Annotated in this window: 28 protein-coding genes; 20 read left to right on the top strand and 8 right to left on the bottom strand. The window is 36.2% G+C overall.

Annotated features, from left to right (window positions below):
• The first annotated feature begins 39 nt into the window (after window positions 1–39).
• The 4 genes from isdE to srtB are packed head-to-tail and all read left to right on the top strand — an operon-like array spanning window position 40 to window position 3,482.
• On the top strand, window positions 40–915 hold the full coding sequence (isdE, locus tag LCF45_RS22365) for a heme ABC transporter substrate-binding protein IsdE (RefSeq protein WP_002034254.1): 876 nt from the start codon (window positions 40–42) through the stop codon (window positions 913–915).
• A gap of 27 nt (window positions 916–942) precedes the next feature.
• Window positions 943–1,926: a FecCD family ABC transporter permease gene (locus tag LCF45_RS22360; RefSeq protein WP_002034255.1), complete on the top strand. Its 984-nt coding sequence runs from the start codon at window positions 943–945 to the stop codon at window positions 1,924–1,926.
• A complete protein-coding gene (locus tag LCF45_RS22355; protein WP_002129323.1) occupies window positions 1,916–2,686 on the top strand; it encodes an ABC transporter ATP-binding protein in 771 nt (256 codons plus the stop codon). Before LCF45_RS22360 ends, LCF45_RS22355 begins: the two co-directional genes overlap by 11 nt.
• Window positions 2,687–2,717: 31 nt before the next feature.
• Window positions 2,718–3,482, top strand: a complete 765-nt coding sequence (srtB, locus tag LCF45_RS22350) for a class B sortase (protein ID WP_002129321.1) — start codon at window positions 2,718–2,720, stop codon at window positions 3,480–3,482.
• A gap of 69 nt (window positions 3,483–3,551) precedes the next feature.
• Here srtB and isdG read toward each other — a convergent pair whose 3' ends face one another.
• Window positions 3,552–3,875 carry a heme oxygenase gene (gene isdG / locus LCF45_RS22345; protein ID WP_002015426.1) on the bottom strand — a complete coding sequence of 108 codons (324 nt, stop codon included), beginning with the start codon at window positions 3,873–3,875 and terminating at the stop codon, window positions 3,552–3,554.
• Between the two features lie 248 nt (window positions 3,876–4,123).
• On the opposite strand from isdG, the gene LCF45_RS22340 reads away from it, so the two are divergent.
• Window positions 4,124–5,323, top strand: coding sequence for a class I SAM-dependent rRNA methyltransferase (locus tag LCF45_RS22340; RefSeq protein WP_002129320.1), 1,200 nt, complete (start codon window positions 4,124–4,126; stop codon window positions 5,321–5,323).
• A 43-nt stretch (window positions 5,324–5,366) separates the two neighbouring features.
• On the opposite strand, the gene LCF45_RS22335 is transcribed toward LCF45_RS22340, so the two are convergent.
• Both LCF45_RS22335 and LCF45_RS22330 read right to left on the bottom strand, forming a co-directional pair.
• Entirely contained in the window at window positions 5,367–5,561 is a 195-nt protein-coding gene (locus LCF45_RS22335; RefSeq protein WP_001014315.1) for a YwbE family protein, read from the bottom strand.
• A complete protein-coding gene (locus LCF45_RS22330) occupies window positions 5,562–5,735 on the bottom strand; it encodes a hypothetical protein (protein WP_002112138.1) in 174 nt (57 codons plus the stop codon). It lies immediately after the preceding gene.
• Window positions 5,736–5,906: 171 nt separating this feature from the next.
• Here LCF45_RS22330 and LCF45_RS22325 point away from each other — a divergent pair, with 171 nt between their 5' ends.
• From LCF45_RS22325 to LCF45_RS22300, 6 genes are all read left to right on the top strand, one after another.
• On the top strand, window positions 5,907–6,599 hold the full coding sequence (locus LCF45_RS22325) for a response regulator transcription factor (RefSeq protein ID WP_002167605.1): 693 nt from the start codon (window positions 5,907–5,909) through the stop codon (window positions 6,597–6,599).
• Between the two features lies 1 nt (window position 6,600).
• Entirely contained in the window at window positions 6,601–7,536 is a 936-nt protein-coding gene (locus tag LCF45_RS22320) for a HAMP domain-containing histidine kinase (RefSeq protein ID WP_016120865.1), read from the top strand.
• Between the two features lie 126 nt (window positions 7,537–7,662).
• Entirely contained in the window at window positions 7,663–8,586 is a 924-nt protein-coding gene (locus tag LCF45_RS22315; RefSeq protein ID WP_016120864.1) for an ABC transporter ATP-binding protein, read from the top strand.
• Window positions 8,579–8,740, top strand: a complete 162-nt coding sequence (locus LCF45_RS22310) for a hypothetical protein (protein ID WP_170935211.1) — start codon at window positions 8,579–8,581, stop codon at window positions 8,738–8,740. The genes LCF45_RS22315 and LCF45_RS22310 overlap by 8 nt, the downstream gene beginning before the upstream one ends.
• Before the next feature lie 34 nt (window positions 8,741–8,774).
• Window positions 8,775–9,479: an ABC transporter permease gene (locus LCF45_RS22305; protein WP_078206393.1), complete on the top strand. Its 705-nt coding sequence runs from the start codon at window positions 8,775–8,777 to the stop codon at window positions 9,477–9,479.
• 104 nt (window positions 9,480–9,583) lie between these two features.
• Window positions 9,584–10,279, top strand: a complete 696-nt coding sequence (locus LCF45_RS22300) for an ABC transporter permease (RefSeq protein WP_002167610.1) — start codon at window positions 9,584–9,586, stop codon at window positions 10,277–10,279.
• Window positions 10,280–10,342: 63 nt separating this feature from the next.
• Here LCF45_RS22300 and LCF45_RS22295 read toward each other — a convergent pair whose 3' ends face one another.
• The 4 genes from LCF45_RS22295 to LCF45_RS22280 all read right to left on the bottom strand — a co-directional run bounded on the left by LCF45_RS22295 (window position 10,343) and on the right by LCF45_RS22280 (window position 14,445).
• Complete coding sequence (locus LCF45_RS22295; RefSeq protein ID WP_001093305.1) at window positions 10,343–10,675, bottom strand: YfjL-like protein; 333 nt, start codon at window positions 10,673–10,675, stop codon at window positions 10,343–10,345.
• Between the two features lie 134 nt (window positions 10,676–10,809).
• Window positions 10,810–11,313, bottom strand: a complete 504-nt coding sequence (locus LCF45_RS22290; protein ID WP_002192435.1) for a DinB family protein — start codon at window positions 11,311–11,313, stop codon at window positions 10,810–10,812.
• A gap of 113 nt (window positions 11,314–11,426) precedes the next feature.
• On the bottom strand, window positions 11,427–13,463 hold the full coding sequence (fhuB, locus tag LCF45_RS22285) for a Fe(3+)-hydroxamate ABC transporter permease FhuB (protein WP_002129312.1): 2,037 nt from the start codon (window positions 13,461–13,463) through the stop codon (window positions 11,427–11,429).
• Between the two features lie 7 nt (window positions 13,464–13,470).
• Window positions 13,471–14,445, bottom strand: coding sequence for an ABC transporter substrate-binding protein (locus LCF45_RS22280; protein WP_263894290.1), 975 nt, complete (start codon window positions 14,443–14,445; stop codon window positions 13,471–13,473).
• Window positions 14,446–14,851: 406 nt separating this feature from the next.
• On the opposite strand from LCF45_RS22280, the gene LCF45_RS22275 reads away from it, so the two are divergent.
• From LCF45_RS22275 to uvrC, 8 genes are all read left to right on the top strand, one after another.
• Entirely contained in the window at window positions 14,852–15,934 is a 1,083-nt protein-coding gene (locus tag LCF45_RS22275) for a BclA C-terminal domain-containing protein (RefSeq protein ID WP_263894289.1), read from the top strand.
• A 193-nt stretch (window positions 15,935–16,127) separates the two neighbouring features.
• Window positions 16,128–17,813, top strand: a complete 1,686-nt coding sequence (locus LCF45_RS22270; RefSeq protein ID WP_002088870.1) for a long-chain-fatty-acid--CoA ligase — start codon at window positions 16,128–16,130, stop codon at window positions 17,811–17,813.
• Window positions 17,814–17,874: 61 nt separating this feature from the next.
• On the top strand, window positions 17,875–18,507 hold the full coding sequence (locus LCF45_RS22265) for a fatty acid metabolism transcriptional regulator FadR (protein ID WP_002015398.1): 633 nt from the start codon (window positions 17,875–17,877) through the stop codon (window positions 18,505–18,507).
• An 11-nt stretch (window positions 18,508–18,518) separates the two neighbouring features.
• Window positions 18,519–19,295 (top strand): enoyl-CoA hydratase, encoded by a 777-nt coding sequence (locus LCF45_RS22260; protein WP_002088868.1) that lies wholly within the window; start codon window positions 18,519–18,521, stop codon window positions 19,293–19,295.
• A gap of 78 nt (window positions 19,296–19,373) precedes the next feature.
• On the top strand, window positions 19,374–20,147 hold the full coding sequence (gene etfB, locus LCF45_RS22255; protein WP_002088867.1) for an electron transfer flavoprotein subunit beta: 774 nt from the start codon (window positions 19,374–19,376) through the stop codon (window positions 20,145–20,147).
• Between the two features lie 36 nt (window positions 20,148–20,183).
• On the top strand, window positions 20,184–21,161 hold the full coding sequence (gene etfA, locus LCF45_RS22250; protein WP_002015402.1) for an electron transfer flavoprotein subunit alpha: 978 nt from the start codon (window positions 20,184–20,186) through the stop codon (window positions 21,159–21,161).
• Window positions 21,162–21,372: 211 nt separating this feature from the next.
• Window positions 21,373–21,687, top strand: coding sequence for a thioredoxin (gene trxA, locus LCF45_RS22245; protein ID WP_000974757.1), 315 nt, complete (start codon window positions 21,373–21,375; stop codon window positions 21,685–21,687).
• 148 nt (window positions 21,688–21,835) lie between these two features.
• A complete protein-coding gene (uvrC, locus tag LCF45_RS22240) occupies window positions 21,836–23,620 on the top strand; it encodes an excinuclease ABC subunit C (protein ID WP_063219801.1) in 1,785 nt (594 codons plus the stop codon).
• Between the two features lie 115 nt (window positions 23,621–23,735).
• On the opposite strand, the gene LCF45_RS22235 is transcribed toward uvrC, so the two are convergent.
• A complete protein-coding gene (locus LCF45_RS22235) occupies window positions 23,736–24,185 on the bottom strand; it encodes a YslB family protein (RefSeq protein ID WP_002015405.1) in 450 nt (149 codons plus the stop codon).
• Between the two features lie 309 nt (window positions 24,186–24,494).
• Between LCF45_RS22235 and sdhC the strand changes: the two genes are divergently transcribed.
• Complete coding sequence (sdhC, locus tag LCF45_RS22230; RefSeq protein ID WP_002015407.1) at window positions 24,495–25,121, top strand: succinate dehydrogenase cytochrome B558; 627 nt, start codon at window positions 24,495–24,497, stop codon at window positions 25,119–25,121.
• Window positions 25,122–25,130: the final 9 nt, after the last annotated feature.

The following is a 25,130-nucleotide window of genomic DNA, read 5'->3' as shown; positions in this document are numbered from 1 at the left end:
ACTTGTTTCATATTGTTTGGAAAGGAGTGGTGATTAAGAGTGAAGAAAATTGTAAGTGTACTAATGGCTATCATTTTATTAGTGAGTATAGCTGGATGCCAGGCGCCCAAAAAAGAAACAGCGAAGCAAGTAAAGAGTGAGGGTAAAGAGAGGATTGTCGCAACGACAGTTGCTGTTACTGAAATTATGGATGCGTTAGAAGTAGATTTAATTGGTGTACCAACAAGTACTAAAGATTTACCAAAGAGATATAAAGGTTTACCTGAAGTTGGGAATCCGATGAGTCCTGATATGGAAAAGGTAAAATCATTAAAGCCGTCAGAAGTATTATCCGTGACAACACTTGAATATGAATTAAAGCCAGTTTTTGATGGTGTAGGTATGAAAGCAAACTTTTTAGATCTAACAAGTTTAAAAAATATGCAAAATTCCATTAGTAATTTAGGTAAGCAATATGGACGTGAAAAGCAGGCTGAAGCAGCTGTAACTAAGTTAGATAACAAGGTTGCAGAGATTCAAAAAGCAGTAAAGGGAAAGAAAGAACCGACAGTGCTTATTTTATTAGGTGTACCGGGGAGTTATTTAGTAGCAACAGAGCATTCTTATATTGGAGATTTAGTGAAACAATTAGGTGGTAAAAACATTGTACAAGGTGAACAAGTAGAGTATTTAGCTTCTAATACAGAGTATTTAAAAAAAGCTGATCCAGACATTATTTTACGAGCGGCACATGGTATGCCTGATGAAGTTGTAAAAATGTTTGATAAAGAATTTAAAACAAATGATATTTGGAAACACTTCGCTGCAGTTAAAAATAATCGTGTTTACGATTTAGAAGAGCGTTTATTTGGAACGACAGGAAATTTAGCAGCGACTGAAGCGCTAGATGAATTGAAAAAAATGATGTATCCGTGATGCATTTTAATATAAAGGAAGATTAGCATGAATAAAAAATTTTGGAGTTTCTTTATTGTTACTGTATTACTCATCATTATGACTTTGTTGTCAGCGACGAAAGGTAGTTTAGAAGTAGGTATTATTGACCTTGTACAAGGAATATTTACAGGGGCAAATGAAGATGTTGAAGTGATTAAAGATTTACGTTTCCCACGTATTATTATTGCACTATTTACTGGAGCAGCTCTTGCTGTTTCGGGCGTGCTCTTCCAAGCTGTCATGAAAAATCCACTTGCTGATGCTGGGGTAATCGGGATATCTTCAGGAGCAAGTTTTATGACACTTGTTATTATTACGCTATTCCCGCAATTCTTTTTCTGGACGCCGGTATTCGCCTTTCTAGGTGGTGCGTTTGCGTGTTATCTCGTTTATTCGTTTTCATGGAAATCAGGATTAAGTCCGCTTCGCATTATTTTAATTGGTATTGCCATTAATGCGATGTTCACTGGATTAAATGAATCGTTCATTACGATTTGTGGATACTTCATTAAGAGTATTAAGCAAACGACGACTTCTAATATAACGATGAAGACGTGGGGCGATGTAGAAATAATGGTTACTTATGGAACAATTGGTCTTATTCTTGCACTGTTTGTCGGAGCTTGGTGTAACTTATTATCTCTACAGGATAAGACTGCAAAAAACTTAGGCTTGCACGTGACGAGAGTTCGTCTTATTATTTCTGCCATTGCAGTACTCTTAGCGGCAGTATCAACAGCAATTGCAGGTGTTATCGCTTTCGTAGGATTACTCGTTCCGCACATTTCAAGACAACTAGTTGGTTCAGACCATAAAGCATTAATTCCATTTTCTGCTCTTGCAGGGGCGTTATTAATTTTGACGGCGGATACGATTGGAAGGTTAATTGTGCCACCTAACGAAATTCCAGCAGCGACGATTATGGCAGTTATTGGTGGACCATTCTTAATATTCTTGCTTAGAAAGAGTGATAAAGTTCATGGAAATTAAAAATGTAACCTTTTCGTACGATAATGTAACGGATCGATTAAAGTCGGTTAGTAGTAAAATAGAGATTGGTAAAATTACAACAATTATTGGACCAAACGGTTGCGGGAAATCAACATTACTTGGTGTGATGTCAAGAAATCACGATCCTCGTAGTGGAGAGGTAATACTTGATGGGAAGGCAATTAGCCAATATAAACCGAAAGAGTTTGCTAGAAAGTTAGCCGTTGTCCATCAACAAAATGAAGCACCGGCAGATATGACGGTAGAGAAATTAACAAGCTTTGGCCGTATGCCTCATAAAAATATATTTTCTTCGCAAACTGATGAAGATAGAGAAGCAATAGAAAGGGCTTTAGCATGTACGAATTTGCTAAGTAAACGTGATAAGGAAATTCATGCTTTATCTGGTGGAGAAAGACAGCGTGTTTGGATTGCCATGACGTTAGCTCAGAAGACGCCAATGCTCTTTTTAGATGAACCGACAACATATTTAGATATTTATTATCAACTTGAAATATTAGAGTTAGTAAAAGAATTAAATGAAGCACAAGGATTGACAATCGTTATGGTATTACACGATATTAATCAGGCGATTCGCTATAGTGATCATATCATTGTTATGAAAGACGGCGAAATTGTTACAAAAGGCAAGCCGAATGATGTTGTGACAGAAAGTATGATAAAGACGATATACGGTGTAGATGTCGTTGTAAAGCAAGATGAAGATACAGGATTGTATATGGTCCCAATGGGTATTTAAACATGCGAACAATCCGTTTTGAGGTGATAATTTGAGTAGCAAAAAAGAAAGGAAGAAGAATTCTTTTTTTCAACGAATACTTACAGTTGTTTTTTTAGGTACCTTTTTCTATTCAGTATATGAATTAGGTGATATTTTCATGGATTACTATGAAAATCGTAAAGTAATGGCCGAAGCACAAAACATTTATGAAAAAAGTCCGATGGAAGAGCAATCACAAGACGGGGAAGTACGTAAACAGTTCAAAGTTCTGCAGCAAATTAACCAAGAAATAGTTGGATGGATTACGATGGATGATACACAAATTAATTATCCAATCGTTCAAGCAAAAGACAATGATTACTATTTATTTCGAAATTATAAAGGTGAAGATATGAGAGCAGGAAGCATTTTTATGGACTATCGTAATGATGTGAAATCTCAAAATCGAAATACTATTTTATATGGTCACCGTATGAAAGATGGTTCTATGTTTGGAAGTTTAAAGAAAATGTTGGATGAAGATTTCTTCATGTCGCATCGTAAATTATATTACGATACATTATTTGAAGGATATGATCTTGAAGTGTTTTCGGTGTATACAACAACAACTGATTTTTATTACATTGAAACGGATTTTAGTAGTGATACGGAATACACATCATTTTTGGAGAAAATTCAAGAAAAATCGCTGTACAAAACGGATACAAAAGTGACAGAAAGTGATCAAATCGTAACACTCTCGACGTGTGACTATGCACTTGATCCAGAAGCGGGAAGATTAGTAGTACATGCGAAACTAGTAAAAAGACATTAAATAAAAAAAGTATAGAATATGAGAAGTGGTAACACTCTTCATATTCTATACTTTAAAAAAGAAATATGCTTACTGTGCTGCAGCCATTGGCATACGTACAACTTTTACATCATAGTAAGCAATTTTATTATCAAGAATATAGTCTGGCATCCCGCCTTGATGTGAGTGAGCATCTTTAAATGCTGAGCTCTTTGTCCAACCTTGGAAATCTTCTTTTGCATTCCAGCGAGTGCTAATTGTTACTTCATCATAATCAACTGTATTTTGCGTTAAAAGAACTTCTAATCCTAAAAATCCTGACATTGTTTCGACTTTACCCACTTTATTAAAACGCTCAATTAATTTATGGCCATTTCCCTTTGTAATTTTAGTTGTATTTGTAACAATAATCATGTTTATTCCTCCTATAAATGTAGCCTTTATTTTCAAGAACTCATATACATTAAATGATAATGAAAATCATTATCATTGTCAATAGTAATAATGAAATATATAATTTTTTTTCGGTTATGTGAGAGGATGAGCTAGTTGTACTAGCAAAGCAATAATATGGTATAGTGAAACGAGGCTTTTTTTCAGCCTCGTTTTTTACATTGCTTCCTACTAATTAGAAAGCATTCAAATGGAAAGGAAGACATTACATGCGATCTGAAGTAACTATAAAAATAAAGCCGAAGTTTATAAAAGAAATTAAAAGTGGATATCCACTTATTTTAAAAGATGCAATTCAAAATTTAAATGATGTACGTGAAGAAGGAACAATCATCAATGTAGTAGATGAGAAGAACCAATTCATTGGAAAAGGCTATTATGGAAAACAAAATAAAGGGTATGGTTGGATTTTAACGAGAAAAGAGAAGGAGGAAGTGAATCAATCTTTCTTTGAAAGTAAAATCAAATCTGCTTTACATAAACGAAAACATTTTTATAAATCAAATGATACAACAGCATTCCGTGCCCTGAATGGTGAGGGCGATGGCCTTGGTGGTTTAATCATCGATTATTATGACGGCTATTACGTAATAAGTTGGTATAGTGAAGGGGTTTATACTTTCCGCGATGAGATTATAGCAGCACTTCAAAAAGTAGCAAATTTCAAAGGGATTTATGAGAAAAAGCGTTTTGATACGAAAGGGAAATACATTGAAGGTGATGATTTCGTCGCAGGAGAGCGCGGTGAGTTCCCACTTATCGTAAAAGAAAACGGTGTAAACTTTGCTGTATATTTAAATGACGGGGCGATGGTTGGTGTATTTTTAGATCAGCGTAACGTTCGAAAACAAATTCGTGATAAATATGCAAAAGGAAGAACAGTTTTAAATATGTTCTCTTATACTGGGGCTTTCTCTGTATTTGCAGCGCTTGGCGGTGCAAGTAAAACAACAAGTGTGGACCTTGCAAATCGTAGTTTAAGTAAAACGATTGAGCAGTTTAGTGTAAATGAAATTGATTATGAAGCACAAGATATTATTGTAGAAGATGTATTTCTGTATTTCAAATATGCAGCTAAGAAAAAGATGAAATTTGATATGGTTGTACTTGATCCCCCAAGCTTTGCACGCTCGAAAAAATATACGTTCAGTGCGGCGAAAGATTATAAAAACTTATTAAAAGAAACAATTGCCATTACAGAAAATAACGGTATTATCGTTGCTTCTACAAATTGTAGCGCATTCGATATGAAAAAGTTTAATGGCTTTATCGATACAGCATTTAAAGAAATGAACGGTAAATATAAAATATTAGAAGAACATTCTTTACCAGAAGATTTCCGTACAATTGATCAATTTAAAGAGGGAGACTATTTAAAAGTAGTTTTCATCGAAAAAATTAAAGGTTAATGAAAATAAGAAAAGGAGCTCAAGTTTAAATGAGCTCCTTTTCTTATTGAATGATATTTTGGACTCTGCCAACTTGCCCGTCCTGCAATCGTACTTTAATGCCGTGCGGATGAGAGGGTGAGTTAGTTAAAATATCTTTTACAATTCCTCTTGTTAGCTTGCCTGTACGTTGATCTTGTTTTAATACAATATCAACTTCAAGACCTGATGAAATGTTAGATCGTTTTTGCCCGTTCATTTATACACCTGTACGTCTACGTTGGTTGTTTGTTTTCTTCGTTTGTTGGTTTTGTAATTTTTTCGTTTCTTGACTTTGATTTCCATTATTTGAGCCGTTTCCATTTCCTTGCTTTTTCTTCGCAAGTTGTTCGCGCATTAAATCAGCTAAGCTTACTTTTTTGTTTTCTGACATGATAAGTCTCCTTTATATAAAGTTAATTATGAACAATCGTAGTGAATTTCATCATATCATTGTTCAGGAAGGAAGGGAAGTTGGTTTGAAAATTCATATAATTGTACCAACTAATTTGCAGTTACGATACAATTGAATTGTTAATGTTTGTTAAAAAAAGGGGATAGAAATATGTCACATCATATTTTATTAGTTGAAGATGACATCTCAATTCAAGAGATGGTTGAAACATATTTAGTAAAAGAAGGTTTTCAAGTTACAATCGCATCTGATGGAGAAGAAGGCGTGAACACATATTTAAAAGGTTCATTTGATTTGATAATTCTCGATATTATGATGCCGAAGTTAGATGGGTTAGAGGTCGTTAGAATCATTCGAGAAAAAAGTGCAGTTCCGATTTTAATGATGTCAGCGAAAGATACAGATGTTGATAAAGCGGTTGGATTAGGCCTTGGAGCAGATGATTACATTTGTAAGCCATTTTCTATGATTGAATTGGCAGCACGTGTAAAAGCAGGTATTCGGAGGTCTACGAAATATTCGGTTACAGAAACAACAGAAAAGATGATCCAGATTGGTGATTTAACAATCGATCCAATTAATTTCACTGTAGAAAAAAACGGAAAGTCTCTCAAACTTACTTTAAAAGAATTTGAGATTTTAAAACTGTTCGTAAAGAATCAAAATCGTGTATTTACGAAAGCGCAAATATATACGTTAGTTTGGAATGACGAGTATTACGGTGACGATAACGTTATAAATGTTCATATGAGAAGATTACGTGAGAAAATTGAAAGTGATCCATCTAATCCAGAATACATTAAAACGTTATGGGGCATCGGCTATAAGTTGGAAGGGATGTAATATGGTCAATCTGTTAATTGGTATTATTTTTATATTGTTATGTGTCATTTATATACAGTATAAAATGAGAAAAACTAGCAGCAAAAATTTACGGTACACATATGAAAAATTAGAAGGTATTGTAAATGAAAAAACAGGTGAGAAGTTACTCGTTATGACAGATGATCTAGAATTGCAAAAGTTATTAGTGGCAATTAATCATTTATTAGATGCAAAACAGAAAACGAATGCAGATCATGCGAAAGTGGAAATTTCGATGAGAAAAATGCTTTCAAATATTTCACATGATTTGAAAACACCACTAACAGTTATTCTGGGATATACCGAAATGTTAAATAAGGATAAAACGATAAGTGAGGAAGAGCAGCAAATATTACTCGAAAAGGTGCATGTAAAAACACTAGAAGTGATGGAACTGATTCATAAGTTTTTTGATTTAGCAAAATTAGAATCCGGTGACAAAGCAATCGAGATGACAAAAGTAAATATGAATGAAGTTTGCCGCGAGAAGATTTTATCTTTTTATGATTTAGTGACGACGAAAGGGTTTCAAGTTCATATTGATATAGCAGAAAGAAATATATATGCACTTGGAAATGTAGAAGTATTAGGCAGAGTATTGAATAATTTAATATCAAATGCGATTACATATGGGGACGATGGAAAGACACTTGGTATGACTTTAAGAGATGATGAAACGAGTGTGTATATAGACGTATGGGATACAGGAAAAGGAATTGATGAATCTCATATTGATAAAGTGTTTGAGCGTATGTACACACTTGAAGATTCAAGAAATAGATTGTACCAAGGAAGCGGTTTAGGGTTAACGATTACGAAAAGGCTTGTGGAAGCGATGGACGGAGAAATACATCTTTCTAGTAAGCCGTATGAAAAAACAATTTTTACAGTTGTATTAACAAAGATGCTGTTTTAGCTTGTAGAGAAGTAGATTCTACAAGCTTTTTTTTCAGCGTAAGGAATTTGTAAGGAACGGGTAAGAAAAAAGAGATTTCCGTTGTCTATTATAGAAATATAAAGTAGTGCGAAAGGAGACAGTGACATGACATATATATTAAAAACGAATCAGTTAACGAAAGTGTTTAAAGGGAAAGAAGTTATTTCTAGTGTTAACATGCATGTGAAAAAAGGAGAGATATACGGTTTCTTAGGACCGAATGGTGCAGGTAAAACAACGATTATGAAGATGATCACAAATTTAATAAAACCGACGAGCGGTGATATTGAAATTTTCGGTGAGAAGTTAACAGACACATCTTATGAAGTATTAAAAAGAATGGGGACAATTATCGAATATCCAATCTTTTATGATAAATTAACGGCGAAGGAAAACTTAGAATTACATTGTGAATATATGGGGTATTACGATAAAAACGCAATTGATCATGCTTTAAATTTAGTAAAACTGCACGGTATAGATGATAAAAAAGTAAAAGATTTTTCATTAGGGATGAAGCAACGACTTGGTATTGCAAGGGCGATCATGACAAAGCCAGAACTACTCATTTTAGATGAACCGATTAATGGTTTAGATCCAATTGGTATTAAAGAGTTACGAGATTTATTTAAAATGCTTTGCAAAGAATATGGCATTACGTTATTAGTCTCTAGTCATATTTTAGGTGAGATGGAACAAATGGCAGATACAATTGGTGTGATTCAAAATGGAAAACTAATAAAAGAAGTTTCGATGAAGAGTATTAACGGAAAACAAACAGAGTACATTGAAATCACTGTTCCTGATGTGAAGCGTGCAGCTTATATTTTAGAAGATAAACTCGCTATAAAAAATTACAAAATAATGAGTGGAAACATGATTCGTGTGTATGAATTGAAGGCGACGCAGCAAGCCATTTCAAAAGCACTTATTATGAACGATGTAGAAATTGAAAGTATTAATAAGAAACATAGTTCCTTAGAAGAATATTTCTTAAATGTAATGGATGGAGAGGGCATTCATGCTTAATGGATTGTTAGTGAATCTAGTAAGTGGATTGATCGTAATGTTCATAAGTGGGATTTTCTATTATAGGAAACCAGAGCGGAAATGGTTGTTAATTTTACTAGTGATAGGAATGTTAAGCGTAATTACTGCTGGAATTAGAATGTTAGTAGCGTAAGGACAGCTATATAAGGAATGGAGGCGTGGTTTATATGCTTAAATTAATGAAGCTTGAATGGAAGAAGCATCAATTATCTAGTTACTTTAAAAGTGTGGCAATTTGTATTATAGCAATTTTCACCGTAGTAAACCTCATGGCGTTGGGAGCGAAAGACGAGGTAGATGGGCTATTCTCTGACTTCACGCAACAAATGGTTTTAATAAACACTGTTATTAGGATAACATTCATTATTTTTAGTTCGGTCATTTTATCACGTTTAATAATTGATGAGTATAAGAACAAAACAATACAACTATTGTTTATGTACCCACTGCAAAGAAAAATGCTAATGAGGGCGAAATTAACAATTGTTTTTTTGTTTTGTTTTGTGAGCACGATTATCGCTACTTTCAGTATTAGTTTACTCGTATATTTTGTGAGTCCAATGATGGGGCTGATTGAAACGCCAGCTACGATAGGTGAAATAATAGCTATCGTTCCAGCTACTTTTATAAATGCATTTATGATATCTGGTATAAGTTTAATTCCTTTATTTTTTGGGATGAGAAAGAAATCGACACCGACAACAATTACTTCTGCAGTAATAATTGGGATGCTAATTAGTAGTAACTTTGGTTCTGGAAACGGTCAAGTAAGTATGTTTAATTTTATCGCTATCCCAATAGTGCTCTGTTTATTAGGGATTTTTATTAGTTATCTTTCATATCGTAAAATCGACAAGATTGATGTGGCGTGAAGCAAGCTTAAAACAACAACGAACTGGGGTATGAATAGTGAAAAAAATAATAGTAATTGCAATTTTAAGTTAATTTCAGTGGCTTACATGAAAGGAGGACTATCATGCTACGTCTTATGAAGCTAGAATTGAGGAAGTTTAAGCTTGGATGGTATGTGAAGAGAGCGGTTATTGCAAATATCGTTATACTGGCACTACTAATCTTCGTTAGTATCGTTGCTCAAATAGAAGGGGATCCAAAAATAAGGGATCCGCAGATAATTTTGTCGATGGCTAGTGCGTTAGTAAGAGCAACATTTATTATTTTTGGTGGCGTACTAATAGCCAAGTTAATAATTGATGAATATAAAAGTAAAACAATACTACTCATGTTTTCTTATCCAATTAACAGAAAGAAAATGATGGTTAGTAAGTTGGCTATTACAGCGACATTAACATTTATAACAGTTATTTTATCGAACATTTTAGTAGTAGGAATTTTCTTTGGGATAGATAGTTATTTTTCAATTCTTCCTAATTCATTCACAGTAGATCAATTGATTCAAGAAGGGATAAATCTTATTCCTTTAGCCATTGCCACGGCAGGAATAAGCTTAATTCCTCTATATTTCGGGATGCGTAAACGTTCTGTGCCAGCTACAATCGTTTCTTCTATTATCGTTGTATTAATCGCAATGAATAACCCGTCCATATTTCCTATAGCGACGTTTCTTCCTCTTCAATTCACATTTGCAGCGATTGGAGTTGCGATTGCATATTACGGAATTAAAAATATAGAGAAGGAAGATATAACAGTATGACAAGAATACGTAAAAAAGAGTTGGCGTTATACCAACTCTTTTTTGTATATGTATGCTTCGTTACTACTCTGTAAATTTATAGTGTTTGCTTAAATACTCTTGCACTCCTGGAGAAATGTTAAAGTTATTAGGACCTTTATATTCGATAGTAAACTCTCCATCTTCAATTGTTTCAAAGGCGATTGCATAGCTATTCATTTTAGCATCGTAAGAAGTATTTTTGACTTCTGCATCTAGATCAAAGTATTTTGTAATATATTCTTTTGATTCCGTAACTGCTGTTTGTTTTCCCCAAGGGGTACCATAACTTGTGAAATAAAGAGATACACCGATAACTCCAATGATAGAAGTTAGTAAGAGAGTTCTTATTGTTATTTTTTTGTTTTTTGTATTCAATTTAGTTCCCTCCAATTAATATGAATTTATCTTAACGTATTTTCTCATAAAATACCATTTGGTAGAAAATAGTTTCACATGAAACAAGTTACAGAAAAAGACAAGGTGCAAAAACACCTTGTCTTTTTCTGTCGTTACATTTGGGGAGCTTCCATTCCAGTAGCAGCCCATTCTTCTTTTGCAGGACCATAAACGCCAGGGACTGTTAAGCCAGCTTGACGCATTAAAACAGTCATCTGTCCGCGGTGGTGATTTTGATGATTGATGAGTGTCATTAAAAATATAGAATTCGGCATAGGACGACCAAAGAAGTTATTAATAGTAGCTAAGTCTTTATCAGTCCACTCACTTTGAAGTGCTTCAATAAAAGCCGTATTCACTTTGCGATACCCATCTGCAATTGTTTTTGCTGAAGTTGGTACAGGATAATCTTTCGTTTCTCCTTCAAACTGAAGTCCTGTTCCAGATAGCATAACAGGAATTGCAGTCACGATATGCCAAGCAACTCTGCCTAACGTCCAGTGCCCAGGTGCAATTTCTTGTGATAAAGATTCATCGGTTAATGCATCGAGCATCTTCTGAGTAGACTCAGCCTCGTATGTCCATGATTGTAGAAAACCTTCAATAGTTTGGTACATATTTATCCCTCCTAGTTATGTTCATAGGTTACATTCGTGAAAAAAAGATAGTTTCCTTTTAACCTATCAGAACGAATAAAAAAGAGGCTTCTCATATTAAGAAGCCTCTTTTTTTAACCAACCTTCTTCCCACTCTTCCTCATCAACCATAAGAAATAAGGTGCTCCAAGTACAGCAACGACAAGACCAGAGGGGATTTCTTTCGGATATGCAATCGTTCGTCCGAGTAAATCAGCAAGGGAAAGAAGGATTGCTCCAAACAGTGCTGAACAAACGAATAGTCTTTGATGATTCATACCAACGACGATTCGTGCTAAGTGAGGTGCAACAAGACCTAAAAAGGCAATTGTACCGACAGCAGCAATGTTAATTGATGCAAGTAGTGTCGCTAACACAATTAGAGCAAGACGCGTTTTATTTACAGGCTGCCCGAGTCCGGTTGCTAAATCATCTCCAAGTACAAGAACGTCAAGTTGTTTCATTAAGAAAAAGATAATTGGTATAAGAATAAGAGATGGATATAGAATGATATTTTCTAAGTGATTCCATCCTCTTGCATACGTACTGCCTGACAACCATGTTAAGGCCGCAGCAACATTCAAATTTGCTCTAACGATAAAGATTTGAATAATCGCTGAGCCGAGCGCGGAAATGCCAATTCCTATTAAAGCAAGAGCTGTTGGGCTAAATCCTGATTTCCATGAGAAGAACAGGACAATTCCAACTGCAAGTAGTCCACCAATAAATGCACCAATTGGTAGGAAGAAACCAGGAAGTGCGGGAAAGACATACATAATAGTTAAAGCACCAACACCAGCTCCCGATGAAATACCAATAATAGAAGGATCGGCAAGTGGGTTTCGTAATATTCCTTGGAAAACAAGCCCGCTTATTGCAAGGCATGCTCCGGCAATAGCAGCAACGAGCATTCTTGGTAAACGAAGGTTCATCATCATATTTTTATCAAATTGTGTTAATTGTCCTGTTATGGCATTTGTAATGCTTTCGATATAAGAATTGCTACCGATTGTAACACCAAGAGCAATCGTCACAATGCAAAGTGTGATAGAGATAATGATTACCTTTTTATAAGAGTAATAACGAGAACTAGCTCCAGCTGCATTTGCACCGTTATCATTCATATATTGTTTCGATTTCATCATGCGATACACTAAATAAATAAGCCAAGGTGATCCAATCATTGCTGTAACTGCCCCGACAGGTAATTCTGCACCAGTGGGATCTATTAATCTACCAACAACGTCTGCTCCTAGTAATAATATTGCTCCCCATAAGAAAGAGGAGAGAAGGAGGGTAAAGTGTTGTCGATAACCAATAAGGCGCATTAAGTGTGGTGCAACTAAGCCGACAAACCCGATCGGTCCAACAACAGTTACAATTACTGCTGTTAAAAAGATTGCGGCGATGAATGCAATAAACCGTGTTACTGCGGTTTTCTCTCCAAGTGAAACAGCTACATCATCGCCGAGTAAGAGGACATTAAGCTTACGTGACATGAATAGTAAAACTAGGAAAGAAATAATGATAAATGGAAAAGCGAATTGAACGCCATTCCAGTTATTTTGAATAAGAGATCCAGCTCCCCATAAAAATAAACCTGCTGTTTCATTTTCATAGAAAAGCTGCATCGTTCCGGTAAAGGCAGAAAGCATTAATGTAACGACCATACCAGCTAGTGCCATTCTAAGTGGGGTTCCCTTTTTTCCACCAGAAATACGGTATACAAATAAAGCAGTAATAGCACCGCCGATAAATGTGAAAAGAAGGGAGTTAACTTGCAGACCTTTCGGTAAGAAAATTGTAGCCGCTACTAGAAAGAAATATGCACCAGAATGAATACCCATTGTACTGGATTCAGCAAGTGGATTTTTCGTTAACGTTTGTAAAATGACCCCAGATGCAGCAAGAGCCCCTCCAGCTAAAATGGCGATTACAGCTCTAGGTAATCGAAGCATGATTAAAGTTTGATGCTCTAGCGATTGGTTCGGTGAGATAAGAGCATCGATAATCATACTATAGGAAATATTTGCTTGTCCTTGTCCAATATGAATAAAGAAAAGGAGGAGCAAGAGAGCTGCTCCTCCTCCGAATACAAGACTTGCTCGAAGTGTATGTTGTAAACTATTCATCGTGTAATCACTTCTTCGCTGTCATTACATCAGCTACTTGTGTTGCTAAAGATTTTGCAGACTCAGGACCACCGAAAATCCAAGTGTCGCCTTTTAATTTATACATTTTGTCTTCTTTTTTGAAATTTAACCCTTCCCAAGCAGGGTTACCTTTTAGTTGCGTGTCAAAAATGTTATCATCATCCGCTACAATGTAAATGAAGTTTGAATCTTGTACACTTTGTAAAGATTCTACAGTTGTTTGTTTGAAACCATCTGCCTCTGATTTCCCAGCTTCAAAAGTGTTTGTTAAACCTAATTTTTTTGTAACTTGTAAAGCTGTAGAATTGTCAGTCAATATACGGAATGTTGGTACGTTTTTAGCTGTAAATGCTTGTACCATTGCGATGTTTTTATCTTTTAAGTCTGCTTTTTCAATTTTTGCTTTTGCATCAGCGAATGCTTTATCCATATCAGCTAATACTTTTTTACCTTCTTCTTCTTTTCCAACTGCTTTTGCAATTTGTTTAAATGTTTCTGTCATTTCAGCAAAGTGATCGTTATTGCTTGTTGATGGATCAAACATAACTGTTGGTGCAATTTGCTCTAATTCATTTTTAATAGCTTTACTACGGAATGAAGCTGTGATAATTAAATCTGGTTTTAGACGGCTAATTTCTTCTAAGTTTGGTTGTTGACGTGTTCCTACATCGACAACATCTTTACCTGGTTTTGTTGCTGTATTTACCCATTTATTATAATTCTTAATGTCTGCCATCCCTACTGGCTGAACACCAAGCGCTAATAAGTCTTCTGAATATACCCACTCAAGTACAACAACTTTTTTCGCTGGTTTATCTAACTTTGTTTCCCCTTCAGCGTGTTTAATTGTTATAGCTTGATTTTTATTGTCCGCTTTTGTTTCTTTTTTCTCCTCTTTTTGCTGCCCGCATCCAACAGCGAATAGAAGAACTACTATGAAAATACTGAAAATTCTCTTCATCTTCTGCCCCCAAATAAAATGTTTTATTTTCAATATGTACGATATTGAAAATCGTTATCAATTATAACACCCAAATCATACTATGAGGGCGTTTTAAGTGTCAATATTTTTTTAAAATTTTGACTAAAAATAACGATTTATACGGATTTTAATATATCGTATTGAAATGCATACGTGTATCAAGGTTGAAGGAGCTGAAATTCCTTTAATGAGGAAGGCGAAAGTACAAGCGAAAGGAGAGCGTATTGCATGTAATATTTATTAGAATGTAAGGAAAAAAACTTTGTTTATAAAAGGTTTGTTCCAGAGCGGGTAGTTGATAAGGAAAATAAAAACTGATTTTTATTAGAAAAATATTTTTAATTAGTGGGCTTACTTAAAAGATCGAACACGAAGGAGGGTCAACATGTCTTTATGGAGTAATAATGCAAATGGATATTGTGGATGTAATAATCAAAATGGTTTACATGTTGATTCGTGCTGTTTTAGTTGCGATGGGACAGTTCCGAAGCTCGGTCCAACGGGTCCAACGGGAGCGACAGGTGATACAGGAGCAACAGGAGCGACAGGTTCAACGGGAGCAACGGGAGTAACGGGAGCAACGGGAGCAACAGGAGCAACAGGAGCGACAGGTTCAACGGGAGCAACGGGAGCAACGGGAGCAACGGGAGCAACAGGAGCAACAGGAGCAACAGGAGCAACAGGAGCAACAGGAGTAACAGGTGAAACGGGAGCAACGGGAGTAACGGGAGCAACAGGAGTAACGGGAGCAACGGGAGCAACGGGAGCAACGGGAGCAACAGGAGCAACAGGAGTAACAGGTCCAACAGGAGTAACAGGTCCAACAGGAGCAACAGGAGCAACAGGAGCAACAGGAGCAACAGGCCCAACAGGAGCGACAGGTCCAACAGGAGCAACAGGCCCAACAGGAGCGACAGGTCCAACAGGAGCAACAGGAGCAACGGGAGCGACAGGAGCAACAGGAGCAACAGGAGTAACAGGAGCAACAGGTCCAACAGGAGCGACAGGAGTAACAGGAGCAACAGGTGAAACAGGAGCGACGGGAGTAACAGGTACAAGTATCACGGCAACATATGCATTTGCAAATAATACTTCGGGTACAGCGATATCGGTACTGCTTGGTGGAACAAATGTCCCACTTCCAAATAATCAAAGTATCGGTCCGGGAATTACTGTGTCTGGGGGGAACACGGTATTTACGGCCGCAAATGCCGGGAATTATTATATTTCATATACAATTAATATAACGGCTTCATTATTAGTTAGTTCGCGAATTACAATTAATGGTGCACCGCTTGCTGGAACTATCAACTCTCCTGCATTAGCAACGACTTCATTTAGTGCAACAATTATTACGACTCTTGCAGCGGGGAGTGCAATTAGTTTGCAGTTGTTTGGATTGTTAGCTGTTGCCACGTTATCAACGACTACACCTGGTGCAGTTTTAACGATTATAAGATTAAGCTAAGTAACGTGAACTCTCTTATTCTTTTAAAATTAGGAGAGTTTCTACATATAATAAGAAGTTAAGGAAGTAAAGCATAGTTATAAAAAAGTCAGAATATTATGATTGTAACGATGTTACGACTATAATATAATGAAAACAACCATCATGAATGAACATTCATTTATTTTCACAAGTATTGGAAGGGGGAATGAGAGTGGAAAAACCTTGGTTGCAGAGTTATCCAGAGGAAATCCCAGGTACGATTTCATATGATATTCAGCCACTTCATGGATATTTAGAGAAAATGGCTGCTCGTTATCCAGAAAAGAAAGCGCTTCACTTTTTAGGTAAAGATGTTACATTTTCAGATTTCCATGACAAGGTAAAGAAATTTGCGAATTACCTTCAAAGGCTTGGTATTGAAAAAGGCGATAGAGTTGCGATTATGTTACCGAATTGTCCGCAATCTGTAATTGGTTATTATGGTACTTTGCTTGCGGGGGGGATTGTTGTACAAACGAATCCTCTTTATACAGAAAGAGAGCTTGAGTACCAACTTCATGACTCAGGGGCAAAAGTTATTCTTTGCCTGGATTTAGTGTTTCCGAGAGTTACTAATGTTCAAACGGCAACAAAGCTTGAGCATATTATCGTAACCCGTATTGCAGATTTTTTACCATTCCCTAAAAATTTACTTTATCCATTTGTACAAAAAAAGCAGGCAAATCTTGTTGTGAATGTGTCGGAAAGCGAAACGATTCATCTTTGGAAATCGGTAGAAAGAGAAAGTAATGCTGATGTTGAAGTTCCATGTGATCCTGAAAATGATCTAGCCCTTTTGCAGTATACAGGGGGAACGACAGGGTTTCCAAAAGGGGTTATGTTAACGCATAAAAACCTTGTTTCGAACACTTTAATGGGAGCGCATTGGTTATATAATTGTAAAGAAGGAGAAGAGGTAATTCTTGGTGTTCTTCCGTTTTTTCATGTGTACGGGATGACAGCTGTAATGAATTTAAGTATTATGCAAGGATATAAAATGGTGCTTATTCCGAAGTTTGATATGAAAATGGTTTTTGAAGCAATTAAGAAACATAAAGTTACACTATTTCCAGGAGCACCAACCATTTATATTGCTCTATTAAATAGTCCTCTTTTAAAAGAATATGATATTTCTTCAATTCAGGCTTGTATTAGTGGTTCTGCACCGCTTCCTGTAGAAGTGCAGGAGGAGTTTGAGAGAGTTACAGGTGGTAAATTAGTAGAAGGTTATGGATTAACGGAGTCATCACCAGTTACACATGGGAATTTTTTGTGGGAAAAGCGTGTGCCGGGAAGTATTGGGGTACCGTGGCCGGATACAGAGGCAATCATCATGTCACTTGAAACAGGAGAGTCATTACCTCCAGGTGAAATAGGTGAAATTGTTGTAAAGGGCCCACAAATTATGAAAGGGTATTGGAATAAGCCAGAAGAAACGGCAGCTGTACTGCAAGATGGCTGGCTCCATACAGGTGATGTAGGATACATGGATGAGGATGGCTTTTTCTATGTGAAAGATCGTAAGAAAGATATGATCGTTGCTAGTGGCTTTAACGTATATCCTCGTGAAGTAGAAGAAGTGTTATATGAACACGAAAAGGTGCAAGAAGTGGTAACAATCGGTGTTCCTGATCCATATCGAGGGGAAACTGTAAAAGCGTTTGTTGTTTTGAAAGAAGGCGCTGAGTGTTCTGAAGAAGAATTAGATCAGTTTGCACGTAAATATTTAGCAGCTTACAAAGTTCCGAAGGTATATGAGTTTAGAAGTGAGTTGCCGAAGACGACAGTCGGAAAAATTTTACGTCGTGTCCTAATAGATGAAGAGAAGAGAAAGAATGAGGATGAGCAAACGGGCTAAGGCCCTTTCTTTTTGAAAAAATAGGATTGACACTTTTCTAAATAGTCAGTATTATAAGAATATGAATGACTATTCATTCAGTCATCTTCTTGAAGGGGACAGTAAAGTGAAGAAAAATAGACCGAAATACAATCAGATTATTGATGCTGCAGTCATTGTGATTGCGGAGAATGGATACCATCAAGCGCAAGTTTCTAAAATTGCAAAGCAAGCTGGGGTAGCTGATGGCACGATTTATTTATATTTTAAAAATAAAGAAGATATATTAATATCCTTATTCCAAGAGAAGATGGGAGAATTTGTTGAAACAATTCGTCAAAAAATAGCAGGAATTGAAAGCGCTGTAGCGAAGTTATTCATGTTGGTAGAAACGCACTTCTTGCTGTTGTCACAAAATGATCCTCTTGCTATCGTTACGCAATTAGAGCTAAGGCAGTCCAATCAAGACTTGCGCCTTAAAATAAATGAAGTATTAAAAGGCTACTTACAAGTTATGGATGAGATTTTAGAGACAGGTATAAAGCAAGGTGAATTTCAAGCGGATTTAAACGTTCGCGTGGCAAGACAAATGATCTTTGGAACAGTAGATGAAGTTGTGACCAATTGGGTAATGAGCGATCATAAGTATGATCTGGTCGCACTTTCAAAAACGGTACATGGGCTACTTATTGCAGCTTGTGGTTATCGTCAATAATGGGAGGGATCATGTTGAAATTCCTATCTGTAAAAGTTGAAGATCATATCGCGGTGGCGACGTTAAATCATGCGCCAGCTAATGCGATGTCTTCACAAGTTATGCATGATGTTACTGAATTAATCGATCAAGTGGAAAAGGATGATAACATTCGTGTTGTTGTTTTACATGGTGAAGGACGCTTCTTCTCAGCAGGGGCAGATATTAAAGAATTTACATCTGTTACTGAAGCGAAGCAAGCAACAGAGTTAGCACAGCTTGGACAAGTTACGTTTGAGCGTGTTGAAAAATGCTCAAAACCAGTTATTGCGGCAATTCATGGAGCGGCACTTGGCGGCGGCCTTGAGTTTGCTATGTCTTGCCACATGCGCTTTGTAACTGAAAGTACAAAGCTTGGTTTACCTGAATTAACACTTGGATTAATTCCTGGTTTTGCAGGTACACAGCGCTTACCACGTTATGTTGGTAAAGCGAAAGCTTGTGAAATGATGTTAACAAGTACACCAATTACTGGTGCAGAAGCATTACAATGGGGACTTGTTAACGGAGTGTTTTCTGAAGAATCCATTTTAGAAGATACGCTTAAAATTGCAAAACAGATTGCTGGAAAAAGCCCAGCAACAACTCGTGCTGTGCTAGAGTTATTACAAACGACAAAATCGTCTCATTATTATGAAGGTGTACAGCGTGAATCACAGATTTTTGGTGAAGTATTTACGAGTGAAGATGGAAGAGAAGGCGTAGCAGCGTTTTTAGAAAAACGTAAGCCTTCATTTAGTGGTAGGTAGTCCAATTATTTTTTTAATAAAAATTAACAGAATTTTAAAATTGATAGAATCTTTCTGAAAAATAAGGGGGTAAATGGAATGAACATCTACGTACTCATGAAACGAACATTTGACACAGAAGAAAAAATCGTAATTAAAAACGGTGCAATTTACGATGGCGAAGCGGAATTCATCATCAACCCTTACGATGAATATGCGATTGAAGAAGCGATTCAAGTAAGAGATGCACAAGGTGGAGAAGTTACTGTTATAACAGTTGGTGGCGAGGATAGTGAAAAAGAACTTCGCACAGCATTAGCGATGGGCTGCGATAAAGCGGTACTAATTAACATTGAAGATGATGTTGAGAATGGTGACCAATTTACAACAGCAAAAGTGCTCGCTGAATATTTAAAAGATAAAGAAATCGATTTAATTTTAGGCGGGAACGTTGCGATTGACGGTGCATCTGGACAAGTTGGTCCACGAGTAGCTGAAGCGTTAAATATCCCATACGTAACGACGATTACGAAGCTTGAAATTGATGGTACAAATGTGAAGATTGAGCGTGATGTTGAAGGGGATACAGAAGTAATTGAATCATCATTACCTCTTCTAGTAACAGCGCAACAAGGTTTAAATGAACCGCGTTATCCATCACTTCCAGGTATTATGAAAGCGAAGAAGAAGCCACTAGAAGAAGTAGAATTAGATGATTTAGATTTAGAAGAAGATGATGTGGAAGCAAAAACAAAAACAATTGAAATCTATTTGCCTCCTAAGAAAGATGCAGGAAAAGTGTTACAAGGCGAGCTGCAAGATCAAGTAAAAGAACTTGTATCGTTGCTCCATACAGAAGCGAAAGTAATCTAATAAAATACGAAATTATATATGCAGGAGGGAAAATCTATGGCTCGTAAAGTATTAGTAATGGGTGAAGTTCGTGATGGATCGCTACGTAACGTTTCGTTTGAAGCGGTAGCAGCAGCAAAAACAATTGCAGAAGGCGGTGAAGTGGTAGGTCTTCTAGTTGGAGACAGCGTTGCCTCTTTTGCAAATGAATTGATTCATTACGGTGCAGATCGCGTTGTGACAGTTGAAAATGATAAATTAAAATCATATACATCTGATGGATATGCACAAGCGTTTTTAGCTGTATATGCTGAAGAAAAGCCAGAAGGCATTGTATTTGGACATACGGCACTTGGTAAAGATTTATCACCAAAATTAGCAGCGAAATTAGAAGCTGGTTTAATTTCTGACGTAACGGCTTTAGAAGTTGAAGGTGGAAATGTTATCTTCACTCGTCCGATTTACTCTGGTAAAGCATTTGAGAAGAAGATCGTAACAGATGGTATATTATTTGCGACAGTGCGTCCAAATAACATTGCAACTCTTGAAAAAGACGAGTCTCGCACAGCTGACGTGTCTTCTATTACAGTTGATGTGAAAGATTTACGTACAATCATTCAAGATGTTGTCCGTAAAACTGCAGAAGGTGTTGATCTTTCTGAAGCGAAAGTTATTATAGCTGGTGGACGTGGTGTGAAGAGTGAAGAAGGATTTAAACCGTTAAAAGAATTAGCTGACGTACTAGGCGGCGCTGTTGGAGCATCTCGTGGTGCTTGTGATGCTGAGTACTGTGATTATTCATTACAAATTGGTCAAACAGGTAAAGTTGTTACACCAGACCTATACATTGCATGCGGGATTTCTGGTGCGATTCAGCATTTAGCTGGTATGTCTAATTCAAAAATAATTGTTGCGATTAATAAAGATCCAGAAGCTAGTATCTTCAAAGTAGCTGACTATGGTATTGTCGGTGATCTGTTTGAAGTATTACCTCTTTTAACAGAAGAGTTTAAAAAGTTAAAAGTACATTCATGATTTGAGTACCCTTGAGTTCCAAGTGAAGTACCCCTATATATAGAAAAAGATGAGAGATCCCCTGTCTCTCATCTTTTTAGTATTTCATCCATATTTTTATATAGTATAAAGGAACATTTTTTTGTTACAATACATAACGATACATAATATTCGCCACGTATAAAAGTTAATGATATACTCTTGGTAGAATATACTTGAAGGAGGAAATAAAATGGCAATTATAAATGCAAATGACCAAAGCTTCGCAGCTGAAACTAGCGAAGGTGTTGTACTATTAGATTTCTGGGCGCCTTGGTGCGGACCTTGTAAAATGATCGCTCCTGTATTAGAGGAAATCGATTCAGAGTTAGGCGAGAAAGTAAAAGTAGTAAAAGTGGACGTTGATGAAAACCAAGAAACTGCTCGTCAATTCGAAGTAATGAGCATTCCAGCTCTTTTCGTATTAAAAGACGGTAAAGTGGTTGATCAAGCGTTAGGATATAAACCGAAAGAAGCGTTAGTAGAATTAGTTTCTAAACACTTCTAAAATAAAGAAGCTACCATTTGGTAGCTTTTTTTATTTTCTTTTTTACAACCTTTCCGTTACAATAAAAGAACGTATGTTGGGTGTTTTGGCATAGTATGTTTTTATGTGAAAATAAAAATGATAAGCATGTAGAAATGGAGGGAGACGAGTGCACGAGCATTTAAAAGAGAAGTTAGCAATTTTGCCCGATCAACCTGGTTGTTATTTAATGAAGGATAAGCAGGGAACGGTTATATATGTCGGAAAAGCAAAGGTACTCAAAAATCGTGTGCGCTCGTACTTTACTGGTTCGCATGATGGGAAAACACTTCGGCTTGTTGGAGAAATTGTTGATTTTGAATATATTGTGACTTCCTCAAATTTGGAGGCTCTTATTTTAGAGTTAAATTTAATAAAAAAATATGATCCAAAATATAATATTCAATTAAAAGATGATAAAACATATCCTTTCATTAAAATTACAGCTGAAAAACAGCCGCGCTTACTCATTACGCGAAATGTAAAAAAGGATAAAGGAAAGTACTTTGGGCCTTATCCAAATGCGCAATCGGCACATGAAACAAAGAAATTATTAGATCGTATGTATCCACTTCGTAAATGTTCAAATATGCCAGATAAAGTTTGCTTGTATTATCATATGGGTCAATGTTTAGCACCTTGTGTGAAAGAAGTAACGGATGAGCAAAACAAAGAAATTGTTGATGAAATTATTAAATTCTTAAACGGTGGGCATAAAGAAATTCGTTCAGAATTAGAAACGAAGATGTATGAGGCTTCAGAAAAGCTAGAATTTGAACGGGCGAAAGAGTTGCGAGATCAAATTGCTCATATTGATGCAATTATGGAAAAGCAAAAGATGATTATGAGTGATTTAGTGGATCGTGATGTGTTTGGATATGCAGTTGATAAAGGGTGGATGTGTGTTCAAGTTTTCTTCGTTCGAAAAGGAAAGCTAATTGAACGTGATGTTTCTATGTTTCCGATTTATGATGAACCAGAAGAGGGATTTTTAACTTTTATCGGTCAATTTTATGAAAACAGTAGTCATTTCAAGCCGAAGGAAATTGTTGTTCCAGGAAGTATAGATTCAGAATTAGTAGAGCGCTTTTTAGAAGTTGAAGCGACACAGCCGAAGCGTGGGAAGAAAAAAGATCTTGTGGAATTAGCAAATAAAAATGCGAAAATTGCACTAGAAGAGAAATTTCACTTAATTGAACGTGATGAAGAACGGACGATTAAAGCTGTTGATAATCTAGGGAAGCAACTAGGGATTGAAACACCATATCGTATTGAAGCGTTTGATAATTCAAATATTCAAGGAACAAATCCTGTTTCAGCAATGATTGCTTTTATCGATGGGAAACCAGCGAAGAAAGAATATCGGAAATATAAAATTAAAACGGTTCAAGGTCCTGATGATTACGAATCTATGAGGGAAGTTGTAAGACGCCGTTATACGAGGGCGCTTAAAGAGAATTTACCTTTACCAGATTTAATCATTATTGATGGTGGAAAAGGCCATCTGGCCGCTACAAGTGATGTTCTGGAGAATGAACTCGGATTATATATTCCGATGGCAGGGCTTGTAAAAGATGACAAACATAAAACATCACATTTAATTATTGGAGCTCCGCCTGAACCTGTGATGCTTGAGAGGAATAGCCAAGAATTTTATTTATTGCAACGCATTCAAGATGAAGTGCATAGATTTGCAATTACATTCCATCGCCAGTTGCACGGGAAATCGGTCATTCAATCAGCATTGGATGATATTCCAGGAATCGGCGATAAACGAAAAAAGGTATTGCTAAAACATTTTGGTTCATTAAAAAAGATGAAAGAAGCTTCCATATCGGAATTTGTCGAAGCAGGTATGCCGAAAAATGTTGCAGAGATGATTTATACTTATTTAACAGATAAGAAGACGTTGTAGTTTACAACGTCTTCTGTTTTTTGGTATAATTTCTGAAGATTTAAAATAAACACACCTAAATGAATATACAAAAAAGTCAACTAAACTTATATGTCTAGTTGACTGTAAGTAGATGCTACACTTCAATGAGATCTTTTATATCCCATTTAACAAGAAATGTAATAGAGTCTGAACGCTTTTTCTGTTCCTCATAGGACTCTGCAACGACGTTTCTTTGTCTTTGAATTTGCTCGGCGATAAATCCAGCTTCTAATTGATAAGATGAATGTCTTTTTTGTTTTTGACGCTCAGTAATAAGTGTACCTTTAAGTTGAAACTGCATTTCACGACGTTTATGTTCAATGATACTTAAAGTGCCCCAACCAGCTTTTTCAAAAAACTGAATGACTTCTTCAATTGTTTCTAGCGGATATTTTCTCGCAAGGTTTCTACCAGCCCAGTATAAAATACCATCTAAATCGTTACCAATTAAATCAGGTAGTAATTCTTCACGTAGCAATTCATAAGCGAAGGCGTTCAATGAAACATCTTCTAAAGATGTTATATCGATTGTATTTTTGCTCACAATATTCCCCTCTTTCTATAGGGATTATTATATAACATTTTTCATTTATAAAAATAGATTTTTCTTTGGGGAAATCTGAATATATAAGAAAAAAAAAGAATTGGCAAATTATATGCAAATTATGTGCAAATTATGTATACGTTTTCTTGACGCTTCGACAAAAATAGGGGTAAAATGAACTTGTTATCAAATTATGCTGAAATATTTCGAATAATTTTTTCGGTTTTTCTTATGCCAATAGTGAAAAAACATTATTGTTGTAAATTAATCTGAAAACAGCAGTCAAACATTCAAGGGGGTAATGGGGACATGAAAGGCCGCGAGTATACGTTTCGTAAGTGGCACTCATTAATGGGGGTCATTCCGGTTGGTGTCTTTTTGACGCAACATTTAATTGTAAACAACTTTGCAACAAGGGGAGCAGAGGCTTTTAACAAAGCTGCAGGCTTTATGGAGCTCCTTCCATTCCGGTATGCGCTAGAAATTTTCATCATCTTTTTACCTATACTGTACCATGCTATATATGGCTTATATATTGCATTTACAGCTAAGAACAATGCGGTATCTTACGGCTATTTCCGTAACTGGATGTTCGTCTTCCAACGAATTTCAGGTATCGTTACGCTGATCTTCATTTCTTGGCACGTCTGGGAAACTCGTATTCAAGCATTGTTAGGTAAAGAGGTAAACTATGATATGATGGCAGATATTTTAAACAACCCATTTATGTTTGGTTTCTATTTAGTTGGTGTTGTTTCAACAATTTTCCACTTTGCAAATGGACTATGGACATTCTGTATAAGCTGGGGAATTACAGTATCTCCACGTTCACAAAGAATCTCTACTTATGTAACATTAGCTATTTTCTTAGGTCTATCTTATGTAGGTGTGAGTGCATTATTAGCGTTCATCGATCCACAGCTAGCAAACCAGTAAGGAGTGGGA

The organism is Bacillus sp. 41-22, from assembly GCF_025809295.1.
Classification (GTDB): Bacteria; Bacillota; Bacilli; order Bacillales; family Bacillaceae_G; genus Bacillus_A; species Bacillus_A mycoides.
Note: the sequence above shows the minus strand (reverse complement) of the source record. Positions and strands in the feature narration are given on the sequence as shown.